26 protein-coding genes and 1 tRNA gene are annotated in these 25,683 nt (G+C 63.6%); 17 read left to right on the top strand and 10 right to left on the bottom strand.

Annotated features, from left to right (window positions below; all coding sequences use genetic code 11):
- Positions 1–85: 85 nt before the first annotated feature.
- Together HQR01_RS06130 and HQR01_RS06135 are read left to right on the top strand one after the other, a co-directional pair.
- Positions 86–550 carry a PH domain-containing protein gene (locus tag HQR01_RS06130; RefSeq protein WP_173213520.1) on the top strand — a complete coding sequence of 155 codons (465 nt, stop codon included), beginning with the start codon at positions 86–88 and terminating at the stop codon, positions 548–550.
- Complete coding sequence (locus HQR01_RS06135; protein ID WP_173213529.1) at positions 547–2,064, top strand: PH domain-containing protein; 1,518 nt, start codon at positions 547–549, stop codon at positions 2,062–2,064. The genes HQR01_RS06130 and HQR01_RS06135 overlap by 4 nt, the downstream gene beginning before the upstream one ends.
- A gap of 4 nt (positions 2,065–2,068) precedes the next feature.
- Here HQR01_RS06135 and HQR01_RS06140 read toward each other — a convergent pair whose 3' ends face one another.
- Positions 2,069–2,368, bottom strand: a complete 300-nt coding sequence (locus HQR01_RS06140) for a GNAT family N-acetyltransferase (protein ID WP_173213530.1) — start codon at positions 2,366–2,368, stop codon at positions 2,069–2,071.
- Between the two features lie 50 nt (positions 2,369–2,418).
- Here HQR01_RS06140 and HQR01_RS06145 point away from each other — a divergent pair, with 50 nt between their 5' ends.
- Together HQR01_RS06145 and HQR01_RS06150 are read left to right on the top strand one after the other, a co-directional pair.
- On the top strand, positions 2,419–3,414 hold the full coding sequence (locus HQR01_RS06145) for a threonine aldolase family protein (protein WP_173213532.1): 996 nt from the start codon (positions 2,419–2,421) through the stop codon (positions 3,412–3,414).
- Positions 3,411–4,355, top strand: coding sequence for a DMT family transporter (locus HQR01_RS06150; protein ID WP_234030273.1), 945 nt, complete (start codon positions 3,411–3,413; stop codon positions 4,353–4,355). Before HQR01_RS06145 ends, HQR01_RS06150 begins: the two co-directional genes overlap by 4 nt.
- Here the strand turns inward: HQR01_RS06150 and HQR01_RS06155 are convergent.
- The 3 genes from HQR01_RS06155 to HQR01_RS06165 are packed head-to-tail and all read right to left on the bottom strand — an operon-like array spanning position 4,339 to position 6,368.
- Entirely contained in the window at positions 4,339–5,124 is a 786-nt protein-coding gene (locus HQR01_RS06155) for a Rossmann-fold NAD(P)-binding domain-containing protein (protein WP_173213534.1), read from the bottom strand. The two genes, HQR01_RS06150 and HQR01_RS06155, sit on opposite strands and share 17 nt — an antisense overlap.
- Positions 5,121–5,882 (bottom strand): M48 family metalloprotease, encoded by a 762-nt coding sequence (locus HQR01_RS06160; protein ID WP_173213536.1) that lies wholly within the window; start codon positions 5,880–5,882, stop codon positions 5,121–5,123. Before HQR01_RS06160 ends, HQR01_RS06155 begins: the two co-directional genes overlap by 4 nt.
- 18 nt (positions 5,883–5,900) lie before the next feature.
- On the bottom strand, positions 5,901–6,368 hold the full coding sequence (locus tag HQR01_RS06165; RefSeq protein WP_173213538.1) for a M48 family metalloprotease: 468 nt from the start codon (positions 6,366–6,368) through the stop codon (positions 5,901–5,903).
- A gap of 150 nt (positions 6,369–6,518) precedes the next feature.
- Between HQR01_RS06165 and pepN the strand changes: the two genes are divergently transcribed.
- From pepN to HQR01_RS06210, 9 genes are all read left to right on the top strand, one after another.
- Complete coding sequence (gene pepN, locus HQR01_RS06170; protein WP_173213540.1) at positions 6,519–9,170, top strand: aminopeptidase N; 2,652 nt, start codon at positions 6,519–6,521, stop codon at positions 9,168–9,170.
- A complete protein-coding gene (gene pgeF, locus HQR01_RS06175; protein WP_173213542.1) occupies positions 9,163–9,825 on the top strand; it encodes a peptidoglycan editing factor PgeF in 663 nt (220 codons plus the stop codon). The genes pepN and pgeF overlap by 8 nt, the downstream gene beginning before the upstream one ends.
- Before the next feature lie 212 nt (positions 9,826–10,037).
- The gene (gene petA, locus HQR01_RS06180; protein WP_173213544.1) at positions 10,038–10,610 is read left to right on the top strand and encodes a ubiquinol-cytochrome c reductase iron-sulfur subunit; all 573 of its coding nucleotides are present in this window, start codon (positions 10,038–10,040) and stop codon (positions 10,608–10,610) included.
- A gap of 23 nt (positions 10,611–10,633) precedes the next feature.
- Positions 10,634–11,929 carry a cytochrome b gene (locus tag HQR01_RS06185; protein ID WP_173213546.1) on the top strand — a complete coding sequence of 432 codons (1,296 nt, stop codon included), beginning with the start codon at positions 10,634–10,636 and terminating at the stop codon, positions 11,927–11,929.
- 23 nt (positions 11,930–11,952) lie between these two features.
- On the top strand, positions 11,953–12,795 hold the full coding sequence (locus HQR01_RS06190; protein ID WP_173213548.1) for a cytochrome c1: 843 nt from the start codon (positions 11,953–11,955) through the stop codon (positions 12,793–12,795).
- A 79-nt stretch (positions 12,796–12,874) separates the two neighbouring features.
- Complete coding sequence (locus HQR01_RS06195; protein WP_173213550.1) at positions 12,875–13,405, top strand: adenine phosphoribosyltransferase; 531 nt, start codon at positions 12,875–12,877, stop codon at positions 13,403–13,405.
- Between the two features lie 103 nt (positions 13,406–13,508).
- The gene (locus HQR01_RS06200) at positions 13,509–15,368 is read left to right on the top strand and encodes a cation:proton antiporter (RefSeq protein ID WP_173213552.1); all 1,860 of its coding nucleotides are present in this window, start codon (positions 13,509–13,511) and stop codon (positions 15,366–15,368) included.
- Positions 15,365–15,976 (top strand): OmpA family protein, encoded by a 612-nt coding sequence (locus HQR01_RS06205; RefSeq protein ID WP_173213554.1) that lies wholly within the window; start codon positions 15,365–15,367, stop codon positions 15,974–15,976. The genes HQR01_RS06200 and HQR01_RS06205 overlap by 4 nt, the downstream gene beginning before the upstream one ends.
- Before the next feature lie 91 nt (positions 15,977–16,067).
- Positions 16,068–16,141: transfer RNA gene (locus HQR01_RS06210), tRNA-Gly, on the top strand.
- A gap of 179 nt (positions 16,142–16,320) precedes the next feature.
- Here the strand turns inward: HQR01_RS06210 and panC are convergent.
- A complete protein-coding gene (gene panC / locus HQR01_RS06215) occupies positions 16,321–17,169 on the bottom strand; it encodes a pantoate--beta-alanine ligase (protein WP_173213556.1) in 849 nt (282 codons plus the stop codon).
- Positions 17,170–17,378: 209 nt separating this feature from the next.
- Here panC and HQR01_RS06220 point away from each other — a divergent pair, with 209 nt between their 5' ends.
- The 4 genes from HQR01_RS06220 to HQR01_RS06235 all read left to right on the top strand — a co-directional run bounded on the left by HQR01_RS06220 (position 17,379) and on the right by HQR01_RS06235 (position 22,463).
- Positions 17,379–18,188 carry a division plane positioning ATPase MipZ gene (locus HQR01_RS06220; protein ID WP_173213558.1) on the top strand — a complete coding sequence of 270 codons (810 nt, stop codon included), beginning with the start codon at positions 17,379–17,381 and terminating at the stop codon, positions 18,186–18,188.
- Positions 18,188–18,490 (top strand): J domain-containing protein, encoded by a 303-nt coding sequence (locus tag HQR01_RS06225; protein WP_173213560.1) that lies wholly within the window; start codon positions 18,188–18,190, stop codon positions 18,488–18,490. The genes HQR01_RS06220 and HQR01_RS06225 overlap by 1 nt, the downstream gene beginning before the upstream one ends.
- Positions 18,487–19,890: a phosphoglucomutase/phosphomannomutase PgmG gene (pgmG, locus tag HQR01_RS06230; protein WP_173213562.1), complete on the top strand. Its 1,404-nt coding sequence runs from the start codon at positions 18,487–18,489 to the stop codon at positions 19,888–19,890. The genes HQR01_RS06225 and pgmG overlap by 4 nt, the downstream gene beginning before the upstream one ends.
- A 98-nt stretch (positions 19,891–19,988) precedes the next feature.
- The gene (locus HQR01_RS06235; RefSeq protein ID WP_173213563.1) at positions 19,989–22,463 is read left to right on the top strand and encodes a ligase-associated DNA damage response DEXH box helicase; all 2,475 of its coding nucleotides are present in this window, start codon (positions 19,989–19,991) and stop codon (positions 22,461–22,463) included.
- Here the strand turns inward: HQR01_RS06235 and HQR01_RS06240 are convergent.
- The 5 genes from HQR01_RS06240 to HQR01_RS06260 all read right to left on the bottom strand — a co-directional run bounded on the left by HQR01_RS06240 (position 22,460) and on the right by HQR01_RS06260 (position 25,582).
- A complete protein-coding gene (locus tag HQR01_RS06240; protein WP_234030274.1) occupies positions 22,460–22,888 on the bottom strand; it encodes an ExbD/TolR family protein in 429 nt (142 codons plus the stop codon). The two genes, HQR01_RS06235 and HQR01_RS06240, sit on opposite strands and share 4 nt — an antisense overlap.
- A gap of 145 nt (positions 22,889–23,033) precedes the next feature.
- The gene (locus HQR01_RS06245; RefSeq protein ID WP_173213565.1) at positions 23,034–23,465 is read right to left on the bottom strand and encodes an ExbD/TolR family protein; all 432 of its coding nucleotides are present in this window, start codon (positions 23,463–23,465) and stop codon (positions 23,034–23,036) included.
- Between the two features lie 39 nt (positions 23,466–23,504).
- Entirely contained in the window at positions 23,505–24,035 is a 531-nt protein-coding gene (locus tag HQR01_RS06250) for an ExbD/TolR family protein (protein ID WP_173213567.1), read from the bottom strand.
- A 79-nt stretch (positions 24,036–24,114) separates the two neighbouring features.
- Positions 24,115–24,873: a MotA/TolQ/ExbB proton channel family protein gene (locus tag HQR01_RS06255; RefSeq protein WP_173213569.1), complete on the bottom strand. Its 759-nt coding sequence runs from the start codon at positions 24,871–24,873 to the stop codon at positions 24,115–24,117.
- Between the two features lie 52 nt (positions 24,874–24,925).
- Positions 24,926–25,582, bottom strand: a complete 657-nt coding sequence (locus HQR01_RS06260) for an energy transducer TonB (protein WP_173213571.1) — start codon at positions 25,580–25,582, stop codon at positions 24,926–24,928.
- Positions 25,583–25,683 lie beyond the last annotated feature (101 nt).

A 25,683-nucleotide genomic window follows, 5' to 3' on the forward strand; every position in this document is an offset into this window, starting at 1 on the left:
CCTCTCCCTCTCTCTCGATGGCATAGCGCAGGCGGGTGTCGAAACCAGATTGAATCGTGCCAGTGTATTGCCTAGCTAGAACGGCATGGATCCAGAAGACCTGACCCCGCTCGACCCGGCCTACGCCAGCATGCTGCGGGTCAAGTTCGGAATTGTCGCCGCCGTGCTGCTCGCCGGGGCGTCTGTCGCGGAGATCGCGATACCGGGGTATACCGGCGCGGTATGGCTGCCTGTGGGACTGTTCGCCCTGTGGCTGCTCATCCGCATGCCGATGCGGCGCTACGCTGCGCGCGGCTATTCGCTCGAGGGCGAACGGCTGCGTGTGGTGCGCGGCATCCTGTTCCGCTCGGATTCGGTCGTGCCCTTCGGTCGGGTCCAGCATATCGACGTCGATCAGGGGCCGCTCGAGCGTGCCTTCGGCCTGGCGACGTTGACGGTGCACACCGCCGGCACGCACAATGCCTCGGTTTCACTGCCGGGTCTCGCGCAGGCGGATGCCGGGGCGATCCGCGAGGATATCCGCGCCGCAATCCGTCGCGACACGCAATGACCGAAACCTCGCTCCATATGCCGCAGCGGACCGATCCGCGCACCTTTGCGGTCAAGGCGATGGCGATGATGGGGCAACTTGTCGTGCCGCTGGTGATCGCTGGCGCGACGATTTTCGACAAGGCGGGTGACCGCGGCAAGCTAGTCTATGCTTTGCCCTTCGTGCTGATGGTAATCGCGATCAACTTCGCGCTGGCCTATATGCGCTGGCTTCGGCTGACCTATGAAGTGCGTGATAGCGACATCAAGGTCGAGAGCGGCCTGCTATCGCGGTCCGCGCGTTCGGTGCCCTATGAACGGATCCAGGACGTCAGCCTCGAGCAGAAGTTCCTCCCACGCCTCTTCGGCCTGACCGAGGTCAAGTTCGAGACCGGTGCGGGTGGCGGTGAGGACCTCAAGCTCTCCTTCCTTTCCGAAGAAGAGGGGGAACGGCTCCGCCAGCTCGTTCGCGCCCGCCGTGATGGGGCGGAAGTGGTGCTTCCGGAGCACGGCGAAATCGAGGAAGCGCCCGATAGCTTGCTGTTTGCCATGGGCCCGCAGCGCGTGCTGGTTTTCGGGCTGTTCGAGTTCTCGCTGGCGGTCGTCGCCGCCGTCGCCGGTGCCGCGCAGCAGTTCGACTACCTGTTGCCCTTCGAATGGTGGGATGTGCGCAAATGGTACACGGCGCTCTCGGGGCCGGGGCACTGGCTGTTCGAACTCGGCGTCCTTGCGCAGGGCATTGCGATCCTGCTTGCGCTCGGCTCCCTGTTGCTGGTGGGAACGGTTACCGGACTTGCCCGCACGGCCTTGCGCGAATGGGGTTTTCGTCTCGAGCGCGGGGAGAAGGGCCTGCGCCGCCGCCGCGGATTGATGACCCGCACGGACGTGGTCATGCCGCTTCATCGCGTGCAGGCTCTGCGGCTGGGCACCGGCATATTGCGGCGACGGTTTGGCTGGCATTCGCTCAAGGTCGTCAGCCTGGCCAGCGATAGCGGTTCGACCAATCACGATGCGGTACCCTTCGGCCGGTTGGAAGAGATCGCCCCGGTGGTCGCCGAAACCGGCTTTACGCTGCCGTCCGCCGAGGTCGAATGGCATCCGTCCGCTCAAGCCTATCGTTTCGATCGCGCGATGCTCGGAGCCGCGGCGCTGGGTCTCGTCGCCATCGGGAATCTGGTATTCGGTCATTGGCCGATCGCACTCGGCGCCGCTCTGATCGGCTTCGTCTGGATCCCGCTGCACGAGTATCTGCGCTGGCGCTTCGATCGCTACGCGATTGATGCAAAACAGCTCTATTCGCGGCATGGCTGGCTCGCACCCAGCCTTTCCATCGCATCGCGGGTCAAGCTCCAGTCAGTCGAGATCGTCCGTGGTCCGCTGGCTAGACTACGCGGCTATGCCGACCTTCACTTCGGGCTGGCCGGCGGCAGGTTGCGGATGCGCGGAGTCCCACTGGAACAGGCACGGCGTATTCGTGCAGGAGTGCTCGATTCGATCGCCGGGACCGACTTTTCCGAACTCTCCGTCCCGGCATGAACGATTAGGCGCGCAGGTCTGCCCATTCAGGGTGGCGTTTGAACGCCGCGACGACATAGGAACACTCAGGCAGAATGCGAAAGCCCTGCTCGCGCGCATCAGCAACCAGTGCATCGACCAGCTTGCCTGCGAGGCCCTGGCCGCGCAATTCGTCGGGCACGAATGTGTGCGTGGCGTGCCGCACGCCTTCGCCTTCGGTCCAAGTCAGTGTGGCATGACGCGTCATGCCCGGGACGCGGATGACATAGGTCCCGCGCGCTCCGTGTTCGCGGCGCTCCACGCTGATGGCCTTGCTGTCGCTCATGCAGAATTCCTTTCTGTGCAACCAATGCACCGGCGGTTATGCGCGTTCCGATGCAGTTCCTGTCCGACAATGCCGCCAGCGTCCATCCCGCAGTGTGGGATGCACTGCGTGCCGCCGACACTCCCGACGCGCCCTATGACGGCGATGCGATCAGCGCCGGCCTCGACGACAAGGTATCGGCGCTGTTCGGACGCGAATGCGCAGTGCTGTGGGTGGCGACCGGGACGGCGGCGAATTGCCTTGCGCTTGCCACCATGGTCCAGCCACACGGCGGCGTGGTTTGCCATGAGGAAGCGCACATCGAGGTGGATGAGGGTGGCGCGCCCGGCTTCTACCTCCATGGGGCCAAGCTGCTGCTAGCGCATGGCGATGGGGCGAAGCTGGCCCCCGATGCCATTCGCGCCGTGATCGATCCGATTCGTGATGACGTCCACCAGGTCCAGCCGCATGCGATCTCGATTACGCAGGCGAGCGAGTACGGTCGCAGCTATCGCCCCGAAGAGGTTGCTGCGATTGCCACGCTGGCCAAGCACCGTGGGCTGGGCCTGCATATGGACGGCGCACGTTTTGCCAACGCAGTGGCCTTTCTCGACTGCTCGCCAAGTGAAGCCGCGGGGCCGGTCGATGCGCTGAGTTTCGGCTTCGTCAAGAACGGCGGGATGAGCGCCGAGGCGATCGTGTTCTTCGATCCCGCACTGGCCGATGTCGCGCGCTACCGCCGCAAGCGTGCAGGACACCTGCAGTCCAAGGGGCGCTACCTCGCGGCCCAGATTCACGCCATGCTCGACGGTGATGTGTGGCTGGCCAATGCGCGCAATGCCAATGCGGCGGCAGCGGAGATCGCGAGTGCCTGCGGCGAGCGCCTGATGCACGCGGTCGAGGCGAACGAACTGTTCGTGCACTGCACTGCGGCCGAACGTGAAGCACTGCGCGCCCAGGGTTTCGGCTTCTATGACTGGGGTGCGGACGCCGCGCGTTTCGTGACCGCATGGAACACGCGCGAAGAGCATGCGCGCGCACTGGCGCAGGCGATTGCAGGCCTATGAGCATGCATCCCGAGGAGCATAGCCTCCTCGCCCCCCGCAACCTGGCAGCATTCCTGCTTGTCAGTCTGATCTGGGGCGGCACCTGGCTGGTGATTCGCGACCAGATATCATCGGTCCCGGCCGGCTGGTCGATCGCCTATCGCTTCATGGTCGCGTCGCTGGGCATGTTCGCGCTAGCGCGCCTGCGTGGCGAACCATTCCGGCTCGCGCCCGGCGGCTGGCCCTTTGTCCTCGCGCTCGGGATCTTCCAGTTCTCGCTCAATTTCACCTTCGTCTATCACGCCGAAGGCTACGTCACCTCGGGCCTCGTTGCGGTGATTTTCGCATTGCTTGTGGTGCCCAATGCGGTCCTCGGGCGGATCGTGCTCAAGCAGCCCATCCGCAGCGAATTCGTGATCGGATCGAGCATTGCCGCGCTGGGCGTGGCGATGCTGTTTGCGCAGGAATACCGCGCCTCCCCCGCGACGCTGGGGGAAGTCGTGACCGGTGCATTGCTGTGCGTCGGCGGTATCCTTTCGGCCAGCATGGCCAACATCCTCCAGGCGACGGAAGGCGCCAAGCGCCAGCCGCTGCTGACCCTGCTCGCCTGGTCGATGCTGTGCGGGGTGGCGATCAATGTCGCCTATGCGCTGGTGGTCGAAGGTCCGCCGCAGTTTGATCCGCGTCCGAGTTATGCCCTCGGCGTGCTTTATCTCGGGCTGATGGGTTCGGTGGTCACCTTCCCGCTATACTATGGGTTGGTGCGCAAGGTTGGGGCGGGGCGGGCGGCCTATTCCTCGGTCGTGGTGCCGGTGGTGGCGATGATCCTGTCGACGCTGTTCGAAGGCTTCGTGTGGGGTCCGTTGCCGATTGCCGGGGCGGTGGTGACGGTGGCGGGCATGCTCGTCGCCATGCGCACCCGCAGCGCGCCGCCGCCGCGCCGCGCTACGCCCGAGCCATGATCGCGGCCAGGCCTTCGCGATAGGTCGGATAGAGCGGCCGCCAGTCGAGCAGCCGCTTGGCCTTGCCATTCGCGACGCGGCGGTTCTCGGCATAAAATCCACGCGCCATGGGCGACAGGTCAGCTTCCTCGAGCGTCAGCATTGGTGGAGGCTCGAGGCCCAACAACCGCGCCGCTTCCTCGATCACCGCATTCTGGCTGCACGGCAGGTCGTCGGCGAGATTGTAAGCCCCCGATGGGGCATTGCGCTCGATGCCAGCGACTACTCCGCTGACGATGTCGTCGACATGGATGCGGCTGAACACCTGCCCAGGCAGGTCGATGCGGTTGGCCTTGCCCGTGCGGACGCGTTCGAGCGCGCTGCGGCCCGGACCGTAGATGCCCGGTAGGCGAAAGACTCGGGCACCAAGGTCCAGCCAGCGCGCGTCGCTTTCGGCACGGGCGGAGCGGCGTCCGCCGCCGGTGGGCGAAGCTTCATCGACCCAGGCGCCTTGCGCATCGCCATAGACTCCGGTCGAGGAAAGGTAGCCTAGCCACTTGCCCGCGAGGCCGTCACCAAAGGCATCGAGCACCGGATCGCTGCCCTCTGCGGGCGGCACCGAACTCAACACTTGGGTCGCATCGGCCAGCGCCGCTGCAACCGCCGCTCGATCTCCGAAGGCAAGATTGCCCGCACTGCCGGTTGCATCGACCCGCCACCCTTGCGCGCGCAGCGCGGCAGCGATGCGTTCGGCGGTGTAGCCGAGGCCAAAGATCAGCAGCCTGCTCACTTGGCGTCGAGATAGCCCTCTTCGGGCACCACGATTTGTGGATCCTTCACATGCCGGGCCTTCCACTCCATCGACATGCGCACGCGGGCCGCGCCGCTGGGATGATCGAAAAACAGCAGTTCCTCGATCGGCCCCGGCTCGATCTTGCGATATTCGGACAGGCGCATGGCGACCTTGGCGAAGCCATCGGGCTCCTGAGCGGCGTCGAGTCCGAAGGCGTCGGCCTCGCTTTCGGCAATCCGTACCAGCGAATTGGTCGCTGGGGTCATCAGGAACATCCACACGCTGAAGCAGATGGCCAGTACCGGCAGTGAAGCGGGGTCCGCCACGTCGCGCACGCCCCACCGCTCGCCGTAGCGTGCGATCAGGCGGGGTGCCACGCGGCTGGTGACGAACAGTCCCAGCCCGAAGATCAGCAGGTAGATCCCCACGATCCACCAGACATGGGCGAGCTTGTAGTGGCCCATTTCGTGGCCCATCACGGCAAGGATCTCGGGCTCGCTGGTGCGCTCGAGTAAATTGTCATTGAGGGAAATGCGGATCGTCGGGCCGAGGCCCGAGACATTGGCCGAGATCCGCTTGTGCTGCTTCGACTGGTCGAAGACGTAAATATGCTCGGCAGGAATGTCGTATTTCGCCGCGATTCCTTCGATCCTGTCACGCAGTGGACCGGACTCCATCTCCGTATACTCATTGAACAGGGGGGCAATGAATACCGGGGCAAGGACCATGCCGAGCATCAAGAACGCGCCGATCACCCCCGTTGCCCACAGCCATCAGCTGCGCGGTGCGCGACGGATGAGAGCGTAGATCATGATGACCAGCAACGGCGCAGCAATCAGACCGATGGCGAAACCGGTCAGCTGTTCCCCCGCCCAGCCGGCAAAATCCTGGTCGAGCAGGCTATACTGCTTTTCGCGGAAATAGCCGGTGTATAGCGTCCATGGCAGCAGCAGGATCGAGCCGACCACCGAATAGAGCAGCGCAGTGATGCCGGTGACTACCCAGCGGCGCTTGCTCACGCGTTCGCCGAAATTGCGAAAGGCGCTGGCCAGGCGGAAGCGGAGCAGCAGCCAGTCGGCCAGCACGCTCGCCACGGTGCCCCACAGGATCAGCCAATAGCCGCCCTCGAAATAGGCATCGGATTGCGCTCGCGCGGGGCCTTGCAGCGTGTCGAGATAGGCGCGCGTCGCCGCTTCGACATCGAATCCCGAATTGGCCGCGGCCAGAAGGTCGATGATCATTGCATTCCTCCCTCTCTGGTTACCGGGCTGCGGCCATTGGGTGAATCTGTCAATCCGTCGACCTTCTCTTGCCGACCGGTGAACGCGAAGGCTCGACGGGCGTTGCATGAAGTGACAGAGGAAACTGCGCAGCAGCGCGACAGGAGAGAAATGGACATCGCTCGTACCCCTGAAACCCCCGGTGGCAACGTGGAAATGGCTGACGCCGCGCCGCAGCCAAAGGCTCCGCCGATGATCCGGCGCGACGACTATCGCCCGTTTGGCTGGCTGGTCCCCGAAACGAAGCTCGACTTCGAGCTCGGTCTCGAAAGCACGCATGTTACCGCGACATTGACCGTGGCGCGCAATGCCAAGGCCGACCCCGCGCCGGTAATCCGCCTCAACGGTGATGGACTTGAGCCCGAGAGCGTGCTGGTCGACGGCGTGCCCGCGACGAACTGGACTATGGACGAAGGCGATCTGATGCTGCCGCTGACGGGCGAAGCGCATGAGATCCGTATCGCCACTACAATCCAACCGTCGACCAACTCCCAGCTGATGGGGCTCTATGCCTCGAACGGGATGCTTTGCACCCAGTGCGAAGCAGAGGGTTTTCGCCGCATAACCTTCTTCCCCGACCGCCCTGACGTGCTCAGCACCTATACCGTGCGGATGAGCGGACCGAAGGCGCAATTCCCGGTCCTATTGTGCAATGGCAACCGTATCGCTGTGGGTGAGGGTGGCGACAGCCATTGGGCCGAATGGCATGACCCCTGGCCCAAGCCCTCCTACCTCTTCGCGCTGGTTGCAGGCGATCTGGTCGCGCGCAACGACAGCTTCACTACGATGAGCGGGCGCAAGGTTGAACTCAACGTCTATGTCCGCGAAGGCGATCTCGACCGGACCGAGCACGCGATGGAAAGCCTCAAGCGTTCGATGAAGTGGGACGAGGAGGTCTTCGGACGCGAATACGACCTCGACCTCTTCAACATCGTTGCCGTGTCCGACTTCAACATGGGGGCGATGGAGAACAAGGGGCTCAACGTCTTCAACACCAAGTTCGTCCTCGCCGATCCCGAAACCGCCACCGATGCCGATTATGACGGGATCGAAGGCGTCATCGGCCATGAATACTTCCACAACTGGTCGGGCAATCGCATAACCTGCCGGGACTGGTTCCAGCTGAGCCTCAAGGAGGGCTTCACCGTGTTGCGCGACCAGCTGTTCAGCCAGGACATGGGTAGCGCACCGGTCAAGCGGATCGAGGATGTACGCATCCTGCGCATGGCCCAGTTCCCTGAGGATTCGGGCCCGCTGGCACACCCGATTCGCCCAGATTCCTATCGCGAGATCAACAACTTCTATACGGCGACCGTCTACAACAAGGGGGCCGAGGTGATCCGCATGATGCGGACCATGGCGGGCGAAGAGCGATTCCGTGCCGGGACCGACCTTTATTTCGATCGCCACGATGGCGAGGCGGCGACCTGCGAGGATTTCGTAGAGGCGATCGAGGACGGTGCGGGGCTCGACCTCAAGCAGTTCCGCCTGTGGTACTCGCAGGCAGGAACGCCGAAGGTCTCGGTGTCGCTCGAGCACGAAGGCAACACCGCTACGCTGCGGCTGGGACAGGTGGTCCCATCCACCCCCGGCCAGCTGGACAAGCAGCCGATGCCGATCCCGCTCAAGCTCGCCCTGTTCGATCGCGCCAGCGGAAAGCATGGTGGCGAGCAATTGGTGGTGCTCGATAAGGCGGCAGACACGTTCACTTTCGATGGTTTTGCCGAGAAGCCGGTACTGTCGATCAATCGGACTTTCTCCGCGCCGGTGACGATCGAACGGGACGTGCCGCGCGAGGATCTCGTTTTCCTCGCCGCCAAAGACGACGATCCCTTTGCGCGCTACGAAGCGATGCAGGAGTTGATGACCGGCCATTTGGTCGCGGCGGTGTCGGGATCGCTGGGCGACAATGACCGCGCGGCTGCACGGGCCGATATCGCGCGGGCCCTGGGTGCGGTGATCGCCGATGCGACGCTTGACGACCTGATGCGTGGCGAGCTGCTGTTGATGCCCGGCCAAACCCATATTGCCGAGCAGATGCTGGTGGCCGATCCGGGTCGTATCCACGCAGAGCGCGAGGCGTTGAAGGCTGCGGTCGGAGCTGTTCTGGCCGAAGATCTCGTTGCGATGCATGCGCGGGCCTCGACATTGCCCTTCACCATGGATGCGGCAGGCAAGGGCGCACGCAAGGTCAAGACCATCGCGCTAACCTATCTCGCGGGCGCCGATCCGGAGCGCGCTTCGGCGCTGGCTGCGTCACAATACGATTCTGCCGACAACATGACCGATCGACAGGGTGCGCTCATGGTGCTGGCCGGTCTTGGTACCGCGGAACGGACCGCGCGGCTGATCGACTTCTACAACCGCTATCAGGGCAATGCCCTGGTGATCGACAAGTGGTTTGCGCTGCAGGCGTCCTCGCTTCACCCGCAGGCGATCGAGCACGTCAAGGCGCTGGCCGATCATCCGGACTTCACCCTCCGCAACCCCAATCGCGTGCGCTCGCTCTACATGGCCTTTGCCGGCAACCCGTCGGCATTCCATGCGGCAGACGGTGAGGGGTACCGGATGGTTGCCGACCTGATCCTCGCGCTCGATCCGATCAACCCGCAGACCGCGGCACGCTTTGTGCCGTCGCTCGGGCGCTGGCGGCGGATCGAGCCGGGCCGAGCGGCGCTGATGCGCTCCGAGCTGGAACGCGTCGCGGCTGCGCCACACCTGTCGCGCGACACCTTCGAACAGGTTACCCGTTCGCTTGATTGAGTTGCTGCGCTCCGGACTCCTGGATGCGGTCCCTCATGGGTTCTCGACGCGGGTGGGGCTCGCTGCCGACGATGTACTACCGGGGGCCCCGTTGGTCCGCGTCAATCAGGTCCATTCGCCCGATGCGCTGATCCTGCGCGATATCTGGGATACGCCGCCAACGGCCGATGCGATGGTCACCGACCGGCCTGGGCTGCTCCTCGGGATCGTCACTGCCGATTGTGCCCCAGTGTTGTTCCATGACCCGGAAGCCCACGTTGTGGGCGCGGCACATGCGGGATGGCGCGGAGCGCATGGCGGGGTGATCGAGAACACGCTGGCCGCGATGGTCGAGCTTGGTGCGCAAGCAGACCGGATTCGGGCTGCCATCGGGCCGACCATCGCGCAGGCGAGCTACGAGGTCGACGAAGGCTTTCGGGCGCAATTCGGCCCCGACGATGCGATCTTCTTCGTGGCGGGACGCGCCGATCATTGGCAGTTCGATCTCCCCGCCTATGTCGTCCACCGATTGCAGCAGGCTGGCGTGACCAAGATCGATGACCTTGCGCAGGACACCTACGCTGGTGCGACCAAGTTCTTTTCATTTCGCCGCTCCACCCATCGCGGCGAAGATACGGGCGGCCGGCAGTTGAGTGTGATCGGGCTGCGCAATTGATGGCGCGCATGATGGAGGACAGCCGCCAAAATGGCTGTTGGCAACCTGTCGCATAGCCGCTAGAGGCGCCACCAAACCGGGATTCCGGGGGCTTTCGCGTAGGCTTCGTGCAGGCATTCGTGGTCCGTCCCCGTCCGGTTACGAGATCGAAAATTGCGCCAGTCCGATCCCGGGTCCTGGCGCCGGAACAAGGCAGGTAAGGCAAGGCGCTGATGGCAGACACCGCTGCAACCGCAACTCCCGAAACGGCTGGCGCGACCGACGACGGTATCCGTCGGCGTGACTTCCTCGACATCGCCGCCGTCAGCGCGGCCGGTATCGGCGGCCTCGCTGTCGTCTATCCGCTGGTTAGCCAGATGGCGCCTTCGAAGGACGTGCTCGCCGCCAGCTCGACCGAGGTCGACGTGTCGGCAATCGAGCCGGGCCAGGCGATCAAGGCCGTGTTCCGCAAGCAGCCACTGTTCGTGCGTCGCCTGACGCCGACCGAGGTGCAGGAGGCGAACGACGTCGACGTGTCCTCGCTGCGTGACCCGCAGACGCTCGAAGAGCGGACGAAGGAAGGTCACGGCGACATGCTGATCACCATGGGTGTCTGTACGCACCTCGGCTGCGTCCCGCTGGGTGCAGCCGAAGGCGAGGTGAAGGGCGAGTTCGGCGGCTATTTCTGCCCCTGCCACGGTTCGCACTACGACACCGCTGGCCGCATCCGCAAAGGCCCGGCGCCGAAGAACCTCGAAGTGCCGGAATACGAGTTCACCTCCGACACCGTCGTGCGCGTCGGCTGAGCCTGAAAGACGAGAGAGACACCATGAGCTTTCCCTGGGCCAAGGAATATACCCCGACCAATTCGTTCATGAAGTTCATGGACGAAAAGCTGCCGCTGCCGCGCCTGGTCTATAACGCCGTCGGCGCCGGTTACCCGGTTCCGCGCAACCTGTCGTACTTCTGGAACTTCGGCGTGCTCGCCGGGTTCTTCCTGGTGCTGCAGATCGTCACCGGCGTGGTTCTGGCGATGCATTATGCGGCGAACGCATCGGTGGCCTTCGCCACGACCGAGCACATCATGCGCGACGTCAACTGGGGCTGGCTGATGCGCTACGCGCACGCCAATGGCGCGAGCTTCTTCTTCATCGTCGTCTACCTGCACATCTTCCGCGGTTTCTTCTACAGCTCGTACAAGGCCCCGCGTGAGATGATCTGGCTGCTCGGCGTGGTCATCTTCCTGCTGATGATGGCGACCGCCTTCATGGGTTACGTTCTGCCCTGGGGCCAGATGAGCTTCTGGGGTGCCAAGGTCATCACCGGCCTGTTCGGCGCGATCCCGCTGGTTGGCGAACCGATCCAGGTCTGGCTGTTGGGCGGCTATGCGCCCGACAACGCCGCGCTCAACCGCTTCTTCTCGCTGCACTTCCTACTGCCCTTTGTAATCGCAGCGGTGGTCATCCTGCACATCTGGGCGCTGCACATCCCGGGTTCCTCGAACCCGACGGGCGTCGAAGTGAAGCAGGAAAGCGACACGCTTCCGTTCCACCCGTACTTCACTGCGAAGGACGGCTTCGGCCTCGGCGTGGCGCTGTTGTTCTACTTCGCTCTGGTGTTCTTCCTGCCGAACTACCTCGGCCACCCGGACAACTACATCGAAGCGAACCCGCTCTCGACCCCGGCGCACATCGTGCCTGAATGGTACTTCTGGCCGTTCTACGCGATCCTGCGCGCCTTCACGGCGGACTTCTTCTTCATTCCGGCGAAGCTGATGGGCGTCCTGGCGATGTTCAGTGCGATCCTGGTGTGGTTCTTCCTGCCCTGGCTCGACAAGTCGCCGGTTCGCAGCGGCCACTACCGTCCGCTGTTCCGCAAGTTCTTCTGGTACGGCCTGATTCCGTCGATGGCGGTGCTGTTCTACTGCGGTGGTGCCCCGGCCGAAGAGCCCTTCGTGATGCTCAGCCAGATCGCGACGGCATACTACTTCCTGCACTTCCTGGTGATCCTGCCGATCGTCTCGCAGATCGAGAAGCCGGAGCCGCTGCCCTATTCGATTACCGAAGCCGTTCTCGGTTCGGACGACAAGGCCGTCCTCGGTGACAGCGCCAAGCCGGCCGTCTGAGCGAGAAAGAGAGACTTGAGACAATGAGCCAACTCTTCAGCATCCGCTTCATCGGCATCCTGATCGGCCTCGGCTTTACCGTTGCCGTGCTGTGGGCCTTCGGCAATGGCGCCTACACGGTGATCAGCGAAGGCCAGCTCAAGCCGGCCACCGCCGAGCACGAGTTTCACAAGACCCCGAACCAGTATGCCTGGTCGTTCGATGGCCCCTTCGGCCGCTTCGACCAGCAGCAGCTCCAGCGCGGCTTCAAGGTTTACGATGAGGTTTGTGCTGCGTGCCACAGCCTCAAGTTCGTGGCTTTCCGCGATCTCGAACAGCTCGGCTATGACGAAGGCCAGGTGAAGGCCTTCGCCGCATCAAAGCAGGTGCCTGACGTCGATCCCGTGACGCAGGAGCCGACCACCCGCCCGGGCCTGCCGACCGACTATTTCCCGCATGTCGCCTATGCTGGCGCAGGCAATCCGCCGGACCTCTCGCTCATGGCCAAGGCTCGCCACGACGGGACCAATTACATCGCTTCGCTGCTGACCGGTTATACCGAGATGCCGGCCGAGGTGACCGAGGAATTCCCCGACTTCGCGATCCCGGCAACGGGTTACTACAACCCCTATTTCGCCAACCTGGCGCTGGCCATGCCGGCCCCGCTGGCTGACGGCCAGGTCACCTACGACGACGGTACCGAAGCGACGGTCGAGCAGATGTCGAAGGATGTCGCAGCCTTCCTCACCTGGACCGCCGAACCGACGCTGGACAAGCGCAAGCAGACGGGTTGGCCGGTTCTGATCTTCCTGCTGTTCGCCACGGTCCTCGCATACCTGTCGAAGCAGCAGATCTGGGCAGCGGTGAAGCCGAAGAAGCACGGCTGAGCCAGTCTGACAACCGAATGCAAGGCGCCCCTCCATCCAACGGGATGCGAGGGGCGCCTTCGTTCTGCCGGAGAGATACATGACCCCCGACGAGCTCAAGGCGCTGGTCCGCACCATCCCTGATTTCCCCAAGCGCGGTATCCAGTTCCGCGATATCACCACCCTGATCGGCAATGGGCGCGGATTTTCCGCCTCGGTTGAGTGGCTGGCGGAACGCGTAGAGGGCAGCCAGGCGATCGCGGGCATGGAGGCGCGCGGCTTCATCTTCGGCGCGGCGGTCGCAGCCCATCTGGGCCTGCCATTCCTGCCCATCCGCAAGCCCGGCAAGCTGCCCTGCAACACCATTGGCGTCGACTACGAGCTCGAATACGGACTCGATCGGCTTGAGATGGACCCCTTGGCGGTGACTCCTGGCCAACCGGTCGCCATCGTCGACGATCTACTGGCAACCGGCGGTACTGCGCTGGCGGCGACTAAGCTGCTGCGTCAGGCAGGTGCCGCGGTCTCCCGTGCGGCCTTTGTGATCGACCTCCCCGACCTGGGCGGAGGCCGGCGACTTGCAGAGGTCGACGTTAAGGTCGATAGCCTGATGTCCTTTGAGGGCGACTGACTTTCTCGCCCCTGTTTGGATATTTTCGGGGCTTCGGGCATTGAACGAGGGAAGCTTTCCCTTGTGGGGGATCGACAGGAACGCCTGAGTTCTCGCGAGGGGTATGGAACAGACACTGGTCATCGCAATGGTTGGCATGCTGGGCATCGGCGCCCAGTGGCTGGCATGGCGTACGGGCTGGCCTGCCCTCGTCCTGATGCTTGCCGCCGGTTTCCTTGCGGGCCCCATTCTCGGCCTGTTCGATCCTGAGCACGCCTTCGGCCCCTTGCTCGAACCGATGATATCGATCGGCGTCGCGCTCATCCTCTTCGAAGGTGGGCTCAGCCTGGATTTTCGCGAGCTGAGGCATGCCGGCTCGGGCGTTCTCAGACTGGTAGTCCTCGGTGTGCCCCTCGGTTGGACCTTTGGCGCGATAGCCGCCCACTCGATTGGTGGATTGGAATGGCCCGTCGCAGTGCTCTTCGCCGGCATCCTCGTAGTCACGGGCCCTACCGTGGTGATGCCGCTGCTGCGCCAGTCTTCGGTCAACCCTCGCCCGGCCGCGATCCTCAAATGGGAAGCGATCGTCAACGACCCCCTCGGTGCGCTTTGCGCCGTGATCGCCTATGAATACTTCCGTCGGGTCGCCGAGTTTCCCGATGCCTCGTTGGTGGAGGTCGTCCCTCCCCTGATCTTCGCCGCGATCATCGCCGGCCTGATCGGCTATGTCGCGGCAGCTGCCATCGCCTGGTCCTTTCCGCGCGGCGCCGTACCCGAATACCTCAAGGTCCCTGTCCTGCTCACTGCGGTGATCGTCGTCTTCGTCTTGTCGAACACGATCGAGCATGAGGCGGGCCTTGTCGCCGTCACCGTGATGGGCATCGCGCTTGCGAACATGAACGTCTCCTCGCTGCGCAGCATCCACCCCTTCAAGCAGAACGTCGCAGTGCTGCTCATTTCGGGCCTCTTCATCATCCTGTCGGCCAGCCTCAAGTTCGAGGAACTGGCCTATCTCAATTGGAGCTTCGGCCTCTTCCTTCTGGCGCTGCTGTTCCTGGTCCGCCCTGCCACTATCCTGCTGAGCCTGCTGGGCAGTTCGGTGCCCTGGAACGAGCGATTGTTCCTCGCCTGGATCGCACCCCGCGGGATTGTACTCGTGGCGATCTCGGGACTCTTCGCGCTTCGACTCAAGGATATCGGGTATGACGGGACCGCGCTGATCGGCCTGAGTTTCGCGGTAGTGGTGACCACCATCGTCGCCCACGGCTTCACCATCGACCTTGTCGCCCGCCTGCTGGGGATCAAGGGGAGCAATCGCCCGGGCCTGCTCATCGTTGGCAGCACGCCCTGGACCATCGCGCTGGCGCAGCATCTGCACGAGCTCAAGACCCCGGTCATGGTAGTGGATTCAAGCTGGCAGCGCCTGACGCTGGCGCGCCAGAAAGGCCTGCCAGCCTATCACGGCGAAATCCTCAATGAAGCGACCGAGCACAATCTCGATCTCTCGCCCTACTCGGTGCTGGTCGCCGCGACCGAGAATGAGGCCTACAACGCTCTGGTGTGCAACGAATTCGCGCATGAGATCGGTCGCGACAAGGTGTTCCAGCTGGGCGAATCGGCCGAGGAGGGCGATCGCTATGCCTTGCCGCCGGGGCTGCGTGGCCGGGCCTTGTTCGAATCGGGTTTCGGGGTTGAGGACGTCAACGAGCGCCAGGCCCAGGGGTGGGTGTTCCGCAAGACGAAGCTTTCCGAAGCCTTCCGCTTCGAGGCTGCCCAGCAGCGCCTGCCGGAGGCGGCCAACATGCTCCTCCTCGTACGCGAGGACGGAACGCTGCGCTTCTTTACCCACGCGGTTCGACCCGAACCGCAACCGGGGGATACGATAATCAGCTTTTCCCCGCCCCAGCAACGTAGCCCGGAAGAGGTGGCCGCAAAGCGGGCGAGCAGGCGCCAGAAGACAACTGCGGCGGAGCAAGGGGCATGACTGTGAAACGAAGCCTTACGGCCGGACTTGGTCTTGCCCTGCTTGGTGCACTAGCCGCGTGCGGGGAGACGACACCTCAAACCCCGCAACCCAAGCCGACGGGGGATGCCAAGTCGATCTTCAGGCCCGAGTTCCAGATCGAGCCGATCGCAAAGGAACGTCCGCCCCAGCCGCTCGATACACGCATTTTCTTCCCTGAAGGTAGCGAGCTGACAGAGGCCGCCCGTGCCGAACTCGCCACGGTCGTCAATTCGCAGCAGGCAGCGGCCGGCGGGCCAATCGTCCTGCGTGGCCATGCCGACGCGGGCGGCAACGATGCGGCCAACCTTCGGATATCGCGCGAGCGCGCCGAAGCCGTGCGCTCATTCCTTGTCGACAACGGCATCGATGAGGCGCGCATCAGCGTGATCGCCTTCGGTGAGCAGAATCCGATTGCGCCGAATGCCTTGCCCGACGGGACGCCCAACGAAGAGGGGCGCGCGCGCAATCGCCGGGTCGACCTTCACATCGACACTCCTGCTCCTGTTCCCAAAAGCAAGGAGCCCACCCTAGCCGAAACACTTTCGGCGGCAGCGGAACGGGAAGCTAGCGTGGCCCCCTCCGAATAGCACGATCCCGGCAAAGGCGTGTTGACGAGCCCGCTGCGGTGATGGCATGGGCGGGTCCTGTTCACGGGGCTTCCGTATGGAGCCCCGACAAGCGGGTATAGCATAGTGGTAATGCTCCAGCCTTCCAAGCTGGCTAGAGGGGTTCGATTCCCCTTACCCGCTCCATTCCCTCTCGCGAGAAAGCGAGCTGCCGGAAATGAAAAAGCCGGATGCATCGCACCACACTGGCGCGACGCATCCGACCAATACGACTCCGAAGGGATCAGCGCCTAACGCCATCCTCGACAAGTCCATGCCCTAGGCATTGCAACCGAACTGTAACAGTCCCCCTGCGAGGGGACGCCCTAGGCGAGCGGCATGTTGTCGATCAGGCGTGTCCCGCCGATCCGCGCAGCAACGAAGAGCCGCAGATTGCCCGATGCCGGGCCCGGCGGGGCGAGGCTTTCGGCATCGCGCAACTCAGCATAATCGACCGAGTCGAAGCCCGCGGCGAGGATGTCGCCGGTCAATTGCTCCAGCACGCCGGGAACGCCCGCCCCCTTTGCGAGGGCTGCGATTGCACGGCGCATGGAGGCAGGGAGCGCGGTTGCCTGCTTGCGTTGCTCGACCGAGAGGTAGGCATTGCGGCTCGACATGGCGAGCCCATCGCCTTCGCGCACGATGGGTACGCCGTAGATCGCATCGGCTGGCGGGAACAGCAGGTCGAGGTCGCGCGCCATGCGACGGATCACGGCCAGCTGCTGCCAGTCCTTCTCACCGAAGAACGCCATGTCGGGCCGAACCTGGTTGAATAATTTGCAGACTACCGTCGCGACGCCGTCGAAATGTCCGGGGCGGTCGGCCCCGCACAGGCCCGCGCTGACACCCTCAACCGAGATGCTCGTGGCATAGCCCGCAGGATACATCTCGCCCGGCGTCGGCGCCCACAGCAAGGCAACTCCTTCGGCTTCGAGCAATTCGCTGTCGCGCGCGAGCTGGCGGGGGTAGGCGTCGAGATCCTCGTTGGGGCCGAACTGCTTCGGATTGACGAAGATCGAGACAGCGACGTGATCGGCCTGCGAACGCGCCTTGCGCACAAGTGTCAGGTGCCCCTCGTGGAGGGCGCCCATGGTCGGCACCAGGGCCAGCGATCCACCTTGCCGCAAGCGCTCGGTCTCGGTGCGGAGCGCGACCAGCGTCGTAACCGTCTTCACCAGATCCACTCCCAATGACAAGGTAAGGCGACCATTGTCGCTCCGCCCCTCTAATCGCCCCCGGTGCCTGTGGCTACAGCGCTTCGGACGGCGCTGCAACGGACGCCACCGCAAGGAATTTTGGTACTTCCCAGTGCCATTGCGTTGCCCGGGCTGGCGACCTTGGATAGGGAGGCGCGCTCAGCCCTATTTTCGAGTAGAACCTTCCGATGTCGTCTGCGCCGCACCGTATCGTCTTCGCCAATGAGAAGGGCGGGACCGGTAAATCCACTACGGCGGTGCACATCGCGGTGGCGCTGGCCTTTGGTGGCGCACGCGTGGTGGCCTTCGACCTCGACTATCGCCAGCGCACCATGTGCCGCTATTTCGAGAACCGTGCCGAAACGATGGAGCGCCGCGGGATCGAGCTGCCGATGGCCGAATCCCATGTTGTCGAGGGCATGGACGAATCGCAGTTCGAGGCGTTCATCGCGGAACAAGCGATTGGGGTGGACTTCGTGGTGATCGATACGCCCGGTCGCGACGATCCCCTGGCGCGCCATGCCGCAACCACGGCCGACACGCTGGTCACGCCGATGAACGACAGCTTCGTCGACTTCGACCTCATCGGCCAGGTCGAAGGCGAAAGCTTTCGCGTCAAGAAACTTTCCTTCTACGCCGAACTGATCTGGGAAGCGCGGATCAAGCGCAGCCGCGCGACGGTGGAGCAGAGCCGTCGCCAGATGGACTGGGTGGTGGTGCGCAACCGCACCAGCCACACCGAAGCACGCAACATGGCGCGCATCGAACAAGCGCTGACCGAGATGTCGCGCCGCGTCGGTTTCCGCGTGGCGCGTGGCTTGTCCGAACGCGTCATCTATCGCGAATTGTTTCCGTCGGGCCTTACGCTGCTCGACAAGGGCCACCTTGGCGACCTCGGCACCAGCCACCTGGTCGCGAGGCAGGAACTGCGTGGGCTCATCGCGGGACTGCGTCTCCCGGGGACCAGCGCAGCCCGGGACGAGGAGGATGTTGCCTGATGATACGCCTTATTGCCTTGGCCATTCTGGTTTCCGTCGCATGTCGCTGGATCTTCGGAAAATGGCCGTGGGAATACCTCAAGGCGCCTGACACGCGTCAGCAGGCTTTGTCCAAGGCGCGCAAGCTGCTCGGCGTCAGCGAGCGAGCCGACGCGCAGGAAATCCGCGACGCACATCGTCGTATTGTTGCAATTATCCATCCCGACAGGGGCGGGAGCAGTCAGGAAATGCAGGAGGTCAACGCTGCGCGTGACCTCCTGCTCAATGAACTGCCCTACGAAGCCCCGGAGAGTAGTGAATGAGTCACAGTTTCAACCCCACGATCCTGCGCGAATACGACATTCGCGGGATCATCGGCGAAACGCTGGGGCCCGACGATGCGCGTGCGATCGGAAAGGTGTTCGGCTCGATGCTGGCCGAGGCGGGGGGCAAGCGGGTCGCAGTGGGCTATGATGGGCGAGTGTCTTCGCCGATGCTCGAGCATGCCTTGGTCGAAGGACTGAGCGCTGTAGGGCTGGATGTCGTGCGGGTCGGCATGGGGCCAACCCCGATGCTCTATTACGCGGAAGCCTCTGCCGACGATGTCGACGGCGGTATCCAGATCACGGGCAGCCACAACCCGGCCAATTACAACGGCTTCAAGATGGTGTTCCAGGGGCGACCGTTCTTCGGCGCGGATATCCAGGAGCTTGGCCGACGCAGCGCGGCCGGTGAATGGCGTGATGGGACGGGTTCGGTCGAAGCGCGCGATGTCATGGAGGCCTATGTCGCCAAGATGCTGGCGGCGCTCGACGGGATCGATCCGGCCAGGCTCGAGGGGGTGCGGATTGGTTGGGATGCGGGGAATGGCGCCGCTGGCCCGGCGTTGGAACGGCTCGTTGCTGACCTGCCGGGCGAACATCACCTGCTCTACACCGAAGTCGACGGTAACTTCCCCAACCACCATCCCGATCCAACGGTTGAAGCGAATCTCGCGGACTTGCGCGCGCTGGTCGCTGAGAAATCGCTCGACTTCGGGATCGCCTTCGACGGTGACGGGGACCGCATCGGCGCGATCGACGGCGAAGGGCGGGTCATCTGGGGCGACCAGCTGCTGATGATCTATGCCGAGGACCTGCTGGCAAAGCGCAAGGGCGCAACGATTATCGCTGACGTGAAGGCGAGCCGGGCACTGTTCGATCACGTGGCCGCGCATGGCGGGCAGCCGCTGATGTGGAAGACCGGCCATTCGCTGATCAAATCCAAGATGAAGGAAGTCTCCTCGCCGCTGGCGGGCGAGATGAGTGGGCACGTGTTTTTCGCCGACGAGTATTATGGCTTCGACGACGCGCTCTATGCTGGGGTGCGGCTCATCGCCGCCTCGGCGCGACTGGGCAGGTCGGTCACCGAGCTGCGCGGAGCGATGCCGGCGATGGTCAACACGCCCGAGCTGCGTTTCCAGGTCGATGAGAGCCGCAAGTTTGCGGCGATCGAAGAAATCGCCGCACGCATCGCTGCGAGCGACGCGGTGGCCAATACTACCGACGGCGTACGGGTCACCACCGATGACGGCTGGTGGCTGCTGCGCGCCTCGAACACGCAGGACGTGCTGGTCGCCCGCGCGGAGAGCGATAAGCAGGAGGGGCTCGATCGGCTCGTCGCGCAGATTGACGAGCAGCTCGCGCTGAGCGGGCTCGAACGCGGCGAGAGCGTGGGGCATTAGGTTTAACGGGCAGACTCTGTCTGATGACGCGATGAACGAACAGGCGGGCGTGATGAACGCTGGCGATGATGCGTGGCGAAGCGCTAGGTTGTTGCCGCATGGAAAGCCTTACGGTCCCACCTGAAATCGACGCCTGGTTCGCCGGGCGTGGGTGGCGTGTTCGGCGGCATCAGGCGGATATGCTCGCTGCCAGCGATGCTGGGCGGCATGCGCTGCTTGTCGCGGATACTGGGGCAGGCAAGACCCTTGCGGGCTTCCTGCCGACGCTGGCCGATTTCACCCCGTCGCGATTGGGCGGCAGCGAACTGCCCGAAGGACTGCACACGCTCTATGTCTCGCCCCTGAAGGCGCTGGCGCATGATGTGCAGCGTAATTTGCTTGCCCCGGTCGAGGAAATGGGGCTGCCGATCCGGATCGAGACGCGCAGCGGGGATACGCCGTCCGAACGCAAGAAGCGCCAGCGCACGCGCCCGCCGCATGTCCTGCTGACCACGCCCGAAAGCCTCTCGCTGCTGTTGTCCTATCCCGACAGCTTCGAACTGTTCCGTGGCCTGAAGCGTATCGTCATCGACGAGGTTCACGCCTTTGCCACCGGGAAGCGCGGCGACCTGTTGGCATTGGCACTTTCGCGCCTGCAAGCGATCGCGCCGGACATGCGCCGAGTGGCGCTATCCGCCACCCTCGCCAATCCCGAGGGGTTTCGCGAATGGCTCGCGCCGTGGGACGAAATCGATGCGGTCGAGTTGGTCGAAGGCGAAGTAGGTGCTGCGGCCGAGGTCGAAATCCTGTTGCCCGAGGAGGAGCGCGTCCCCTGGGGCGGGCATGCCGCGACCTGGGCGATCCCGCAACTCTATGACCAAATCTGCGCCAACCGCACCACGCTGATCTTCACCAACACGCGTTTCCTGGCGGAGTACATCTTCCAGAACCTATGGGATGTGAACGAGAGCAATCTGCCCATCGGTATCCATCACGGATCGCTGAGCAAGGAGGCCAGGCGCAAAGTGGAAGGCGCCATGGCACGGGGAGAACTTCGTGCCCTGGTGGCGACCGCCAGCCTTGATCTGGGCGTCGACTGGGGTGACATCGACTTGGTGGTCCAGATGGGGGCACCCAAGGGCTCATCGCGTCTGCTCCAGCGCATCGGCCGCGCCAACCACCGACTCGACCAGCCGAGCCGGGCCTTGCTGGTGCCGGGGAACCGCTTCGAATTCCTGGAGGCGACCGCCGCCAAGGAGGCGGTCGACGAGGGCGAGCGGGACGGTGAAGATTTCCGCCCCGGCGGCCTCGATGTGCTGGCCCAGCATGTGATGGCCTGCGCCTGCGCCGGGCCATTCCACGAGGATGCTTTGCTGGGCGAAGTGCGATCGAGCCTTGCCTATGCGTGGGTCGATGCCGTGGCATGGGAGCGCGTGCTCTCCTTCGTCGCCACCGGCGGCTATGCGCTCAAGGCCTATGACAAGTTCAAGCGCATCATCCGCGGCCGTGACGGCGTTTGGCGGCTGACACATCCGGAACAGGCGCATCGGCACCGGATGAATGCGGGGATCATCATCGATTCCGAAATGCTCGATGTGCGCATTAACGCCGGGCGGGGGCGTGGTGGACGCAGCTTGGGCAAGGTCGAGGAGCGCTTCGCCGCTGCGCTCAGCCCGGGGGACACCTTCACCTTTGCCGGGATGAGCCTCGAAGTGATCAAGGTGCAGGACATGGAGGTGGTGGTGAAGGCCGCCAAGGCCAGTGCCATGATCCCGAGCTATGGCGGGGCGCGCATGCCCCTGACCACGCACCTTGCAGAGCGTGTGCGCGCCATGCTGGTCGATCGCGCAGGATGGGCCCGATTTCCCGATGATGTGCGCGAATGGCTCGAGGTCCAGGATTGGCGTTCGCAGATGCCTGGGCCGGGGGATCTGCTGGTCGAAAGCTTCCCGCATGCCAAGCGCCACTACAGCGTCTATTACACCTTCGAAGGGTGGAACGCGAACCAGAGCCTCGGCATGCTGATCACCAGGCGGATGGAAGATCGCGGGCTGATGCCGGGCGGCTTCGTCGCCAATGACTACAGCCTGGCCGTATGGGGCCTGAAGCCGGTCGCGGATTATCGCCCGCTCTTATCGCCTGACATCCTGCAGGATGAGTTCGTCGAATGGCTGCAGAACTCGCACCTGCTGCGCCGAGCATTCCGTGAGGTCGCGGTGATCGGCGGGCTTGTCGAACGCCAGCATCCGGGCAAGCGCAAGACGGGCAAGCAGGTCACTTTTTCGACCGACCTGATCTACGATGTCCTGCGCAAGTATGAGCCCGATCACGTGCTGCTCGAGGCGGCCTGGGCGGATGCCCGGAACCGGTTGACTGATATCGGGCGCCTCACGAGCCTGCTCGAACGCTCGGCCGAGCAACTCGTTCATGTCGAACTTGATAGGGTTAGCCCGCTGGCGGTGCCGGTCATGGTGATGATTGGGCGCGAAGCAACCCCGCAGGGTTCTGTCGACGATGAACTGTTGCTCGAGGCCGAGACCCTTGCGGGTGCTGCTATGTGGGTCGACGAACCGGCAGAGCGAGACCTTGGCTAATCGGCACCGAAGGTTCGGTATTTCTCGTTGCCGACGAAGGCGAATTTCTCGACGCCCGAGTCCTTGATCAGGGCGATCGTCTTTGAGGAGCGATCGTAGCTGGCCAGGGGATCGGGCTCGAAGCGGACGACAGGTTGTTCGGCCATATTAGCAGCGGTCGCCAGCTGGTTGAGCAATGCTTGGCGGTCGAGCTCCTGCCCGTTCCAATAGAGCCGATCCTGCGCGTCGATATGGACCGTATTGGTTGCCTGGATGGTGAAGGTGCCAGTGCCATTGGGCAGGGGAATGGCCAGCGAGTGCGTAGCGATCGGGATGACCATGATGAACATGATCAGCAGCACCAGCATCACATCGATCAGCGGGGTGATGTTCATCTCGGACATGGGACGCGCCATCGAAGCGCTGCGGCGGTGGGTATAAGGCATGGCGACTCCCTCTTTCTATGTCATGACATAACATCACATTATTCTGATCGATGCAAGGGGAGTTGGCGTTGTTCTTGAACGCAAAAAGGGGCGGATCGCTCCGCCCCTTCTCTTACCTTGTTCCGATCTAACGGACTTGGGAAGTTTAATTCCCGAAGACGCGGTAGCGTTCGTTGCCGACGAAACCGAACTTGGTCACGCCGCTGCCCTTGATGATCTGCAGAACCTTGGCTGCCAGATCGTAACTGGCGAGCTGTTCGGGTTCGAACTGCAGCTCGGGCTCTGGATCGATGTTCTTCGACTCTTCCAGCAGCGTACGCAGCTGGCCCGTGTCGATCGGTTCCCCGTTCCAGAGAATCTGATTGTCCACGGTCAGCACCAGCTTGTTCTTGATCGGCTCGACAATCACGTCGGGCGGAACTGGGTTCGGCTGGGGCAGGTCGATGTCGACCGAGTGTGTCGCGACCGGAATCGTGATGATGAACATGATAAGGAGAACGAGCAGGACGTCGATCAACGGCGTCATGTTCATTTCCATCATCGGCGCGCCATCATCCTTGCCGCCTGACATTGCCATAGTGGGTTACTCCCTAATCTGCTCTGTCGAACCGGTCGGTCAACCGTTGGGGTCGACCGGGTTCGAGATGAAGCCGACGGTGGGATAGCCCGCCGCCTGGACGTTGTAGATCGCGCCAGCCACGCAGCCCCAGGGTGCATTCACGTCGCCACGGATGTGTACCTGCGGGATCTTATCCGGGTCTTCCATGATCGCCTCGGGGCCGCCGGCGCGCTGCACGATGGCATCGAGACGCTCGAAAGCCCTGTCGTAGAGTTCTTCCGACGAAACCGCGGTGATGTTGTTGAAGTAGACCCGGCACTCGCCGTTACGGGACGCGCCTTCAAAGCCCGGCTCGCCGGCGCTACGGCCGGACTCGTCGGTGGTGCTAACGGTCAGGAGGAGGTTCTCGACCTTGTCCTTCGATTCGACCGATTCGAAAACCGGAATTTCCAGCTTCTCGATCGTCTGGATCGCGACCGGGACTGCGATGAGGAAGATGATGAGGAGCACCAGCATCACGTCCACGAGTGGAGTGGTGTTGATGTCCGACATCGGCGTGTCGCCGCCACCTCCTGTCGAAATCGCCATAGTTTAAATCCTATTTGCGCTAAGTTCTATTGTGCGAAGCATTTCGACGGGGGTCGGACCAGCCGACCCCCGGGAAACATCAGCGCTTCGGAGCAGCTGCGGTGGTTGCAGCGGGCCTGGCCGTAGCGGCCGGAACGGCAGGCTTTACGGCGCCGTTCGAGTTGATGTTGGCGAGCAGGTCGGTCGAGAAGGCGCTCAGCATTTCGGCGATGCGCTTGTTGCGGCCCTGCAGCCAGTTGTAGGCGAACACCGCCGGCACGGCAACGAGCAGGCCGATGGCGGTCATGATCAGAGCTTCACCGACGGGCCCTGCGACCTTGTCAATCGAGGCCGAACCGGCGAGGCCGATGTTGATCAGCGCGCGGTAGATACCGATAACCGTACCGAGCAGGCCGACGAATGGAGCGGTCGCACCGACGGTCGCGAGGAACGGCAAGCCGCTCGCAAGCTTGGAGTTGATGGTGTCTTCCGAACGGGCCAGCGAGCCGTGCAGCCAGTCATGGGCTTCCAGCTTGTCGGTCATCTTGGCGTGCTGGTCTTCGGCGGCGAGAGCGTCGTCGACGAGCTGGCGCCAGGCGCTGTTCTTGTCGAGCTTGGCAGCGCCTTCCTTGATGGTGGCGGCTTTCCAGAAATTGGTGCGCACGCCGGCGTACTGCGACATCACCTTGCGCTGTTCGAACAGCTTGGTGAACAGGATGTAGAACGAACCAACCGACATGATCACCAGGATGGTGAAGATCGACCAGGCGATGATACCGCCCTGTTCCATGGCTTCCATGAAACCGAACGAGGCCTGCGGGGCAGCGTCACCGGCGGAGGCGAGAATGTTAAAGATCATAGCGAGTTATCCTCTTGCGTAGTTAGGTTCCGCCGCGCGGGCGGGAATTGGGTTAGTTGAGCTGGTAGACGATTGTGGTCGCCCAGCTGTCCGAAATCGGATTGCCTGCGGTATCCTGGGCGGGATTGAACCGCGCATAGCGGGTCATGCCGTCGCATGCTGCACCGTCGAGGTCGGCGGAGCCGCTCGATCGGGTAACACTGCAGGCGGCAACCTTGCCGTCGGGCCCGACGGTCACACGCACGCCCACCGAACCTTCGATGCCTTCGCGCTCGGCGCGACGCGGATAGTTCGCCTGAATGCGGCTGGCCCAGCCACTCTGGCCCTTGGGCGTAGCACTGCGAGCCTTCGACGGAGCCGGCGGCGGAGCCGGCGGAGCTGGCGGCGGAATCGTCAATGCAGGCGGAGCTGGCGGCGGAATCGTCGTCTGCGTCCGAATCGGTGGTGGAGCCGGTGCGATGTTGATCGGCGGCGGCGGCGCAACCGGCGGCGGCGGTGCAGTGTCCGGCTCCGGCGGCGGCGGTTCGTCCTCCGGTTCCGGCGGCGGTGGTTCTTCGATATCGATCGTGGTCACGCGCTCGATCATCTTCGTGGCCGCCTCATAGGCGAGGCCGGTGATCAGCGCATAACCGAGAGCAATATGGATGAGGGCAACAATGATGATCGCGACAACGCGATTGCCGCTCATCTGTTGGTCAGCATAAGCCATTCGGTCGCTTCACTCCATCGGTCGTCCCGGCAGTCACCGGGATCGATAAGACTGCCAGCCGGGGGTTAGGGGCCCCTCGGTTGCAGCCAAGCTTAACTTCA

The sequence above is a fragment of the Erythrobacter mangrovi genome (genome assembly GCF_013260645.1).
Taxonomy (GTDB): Bacteria; Pseudomonadota; Alphaproteobacteria; order Sphingomonadales; family Sphingomonadaceae; genus Qipengyuania; species Qipengyuania mangrovi.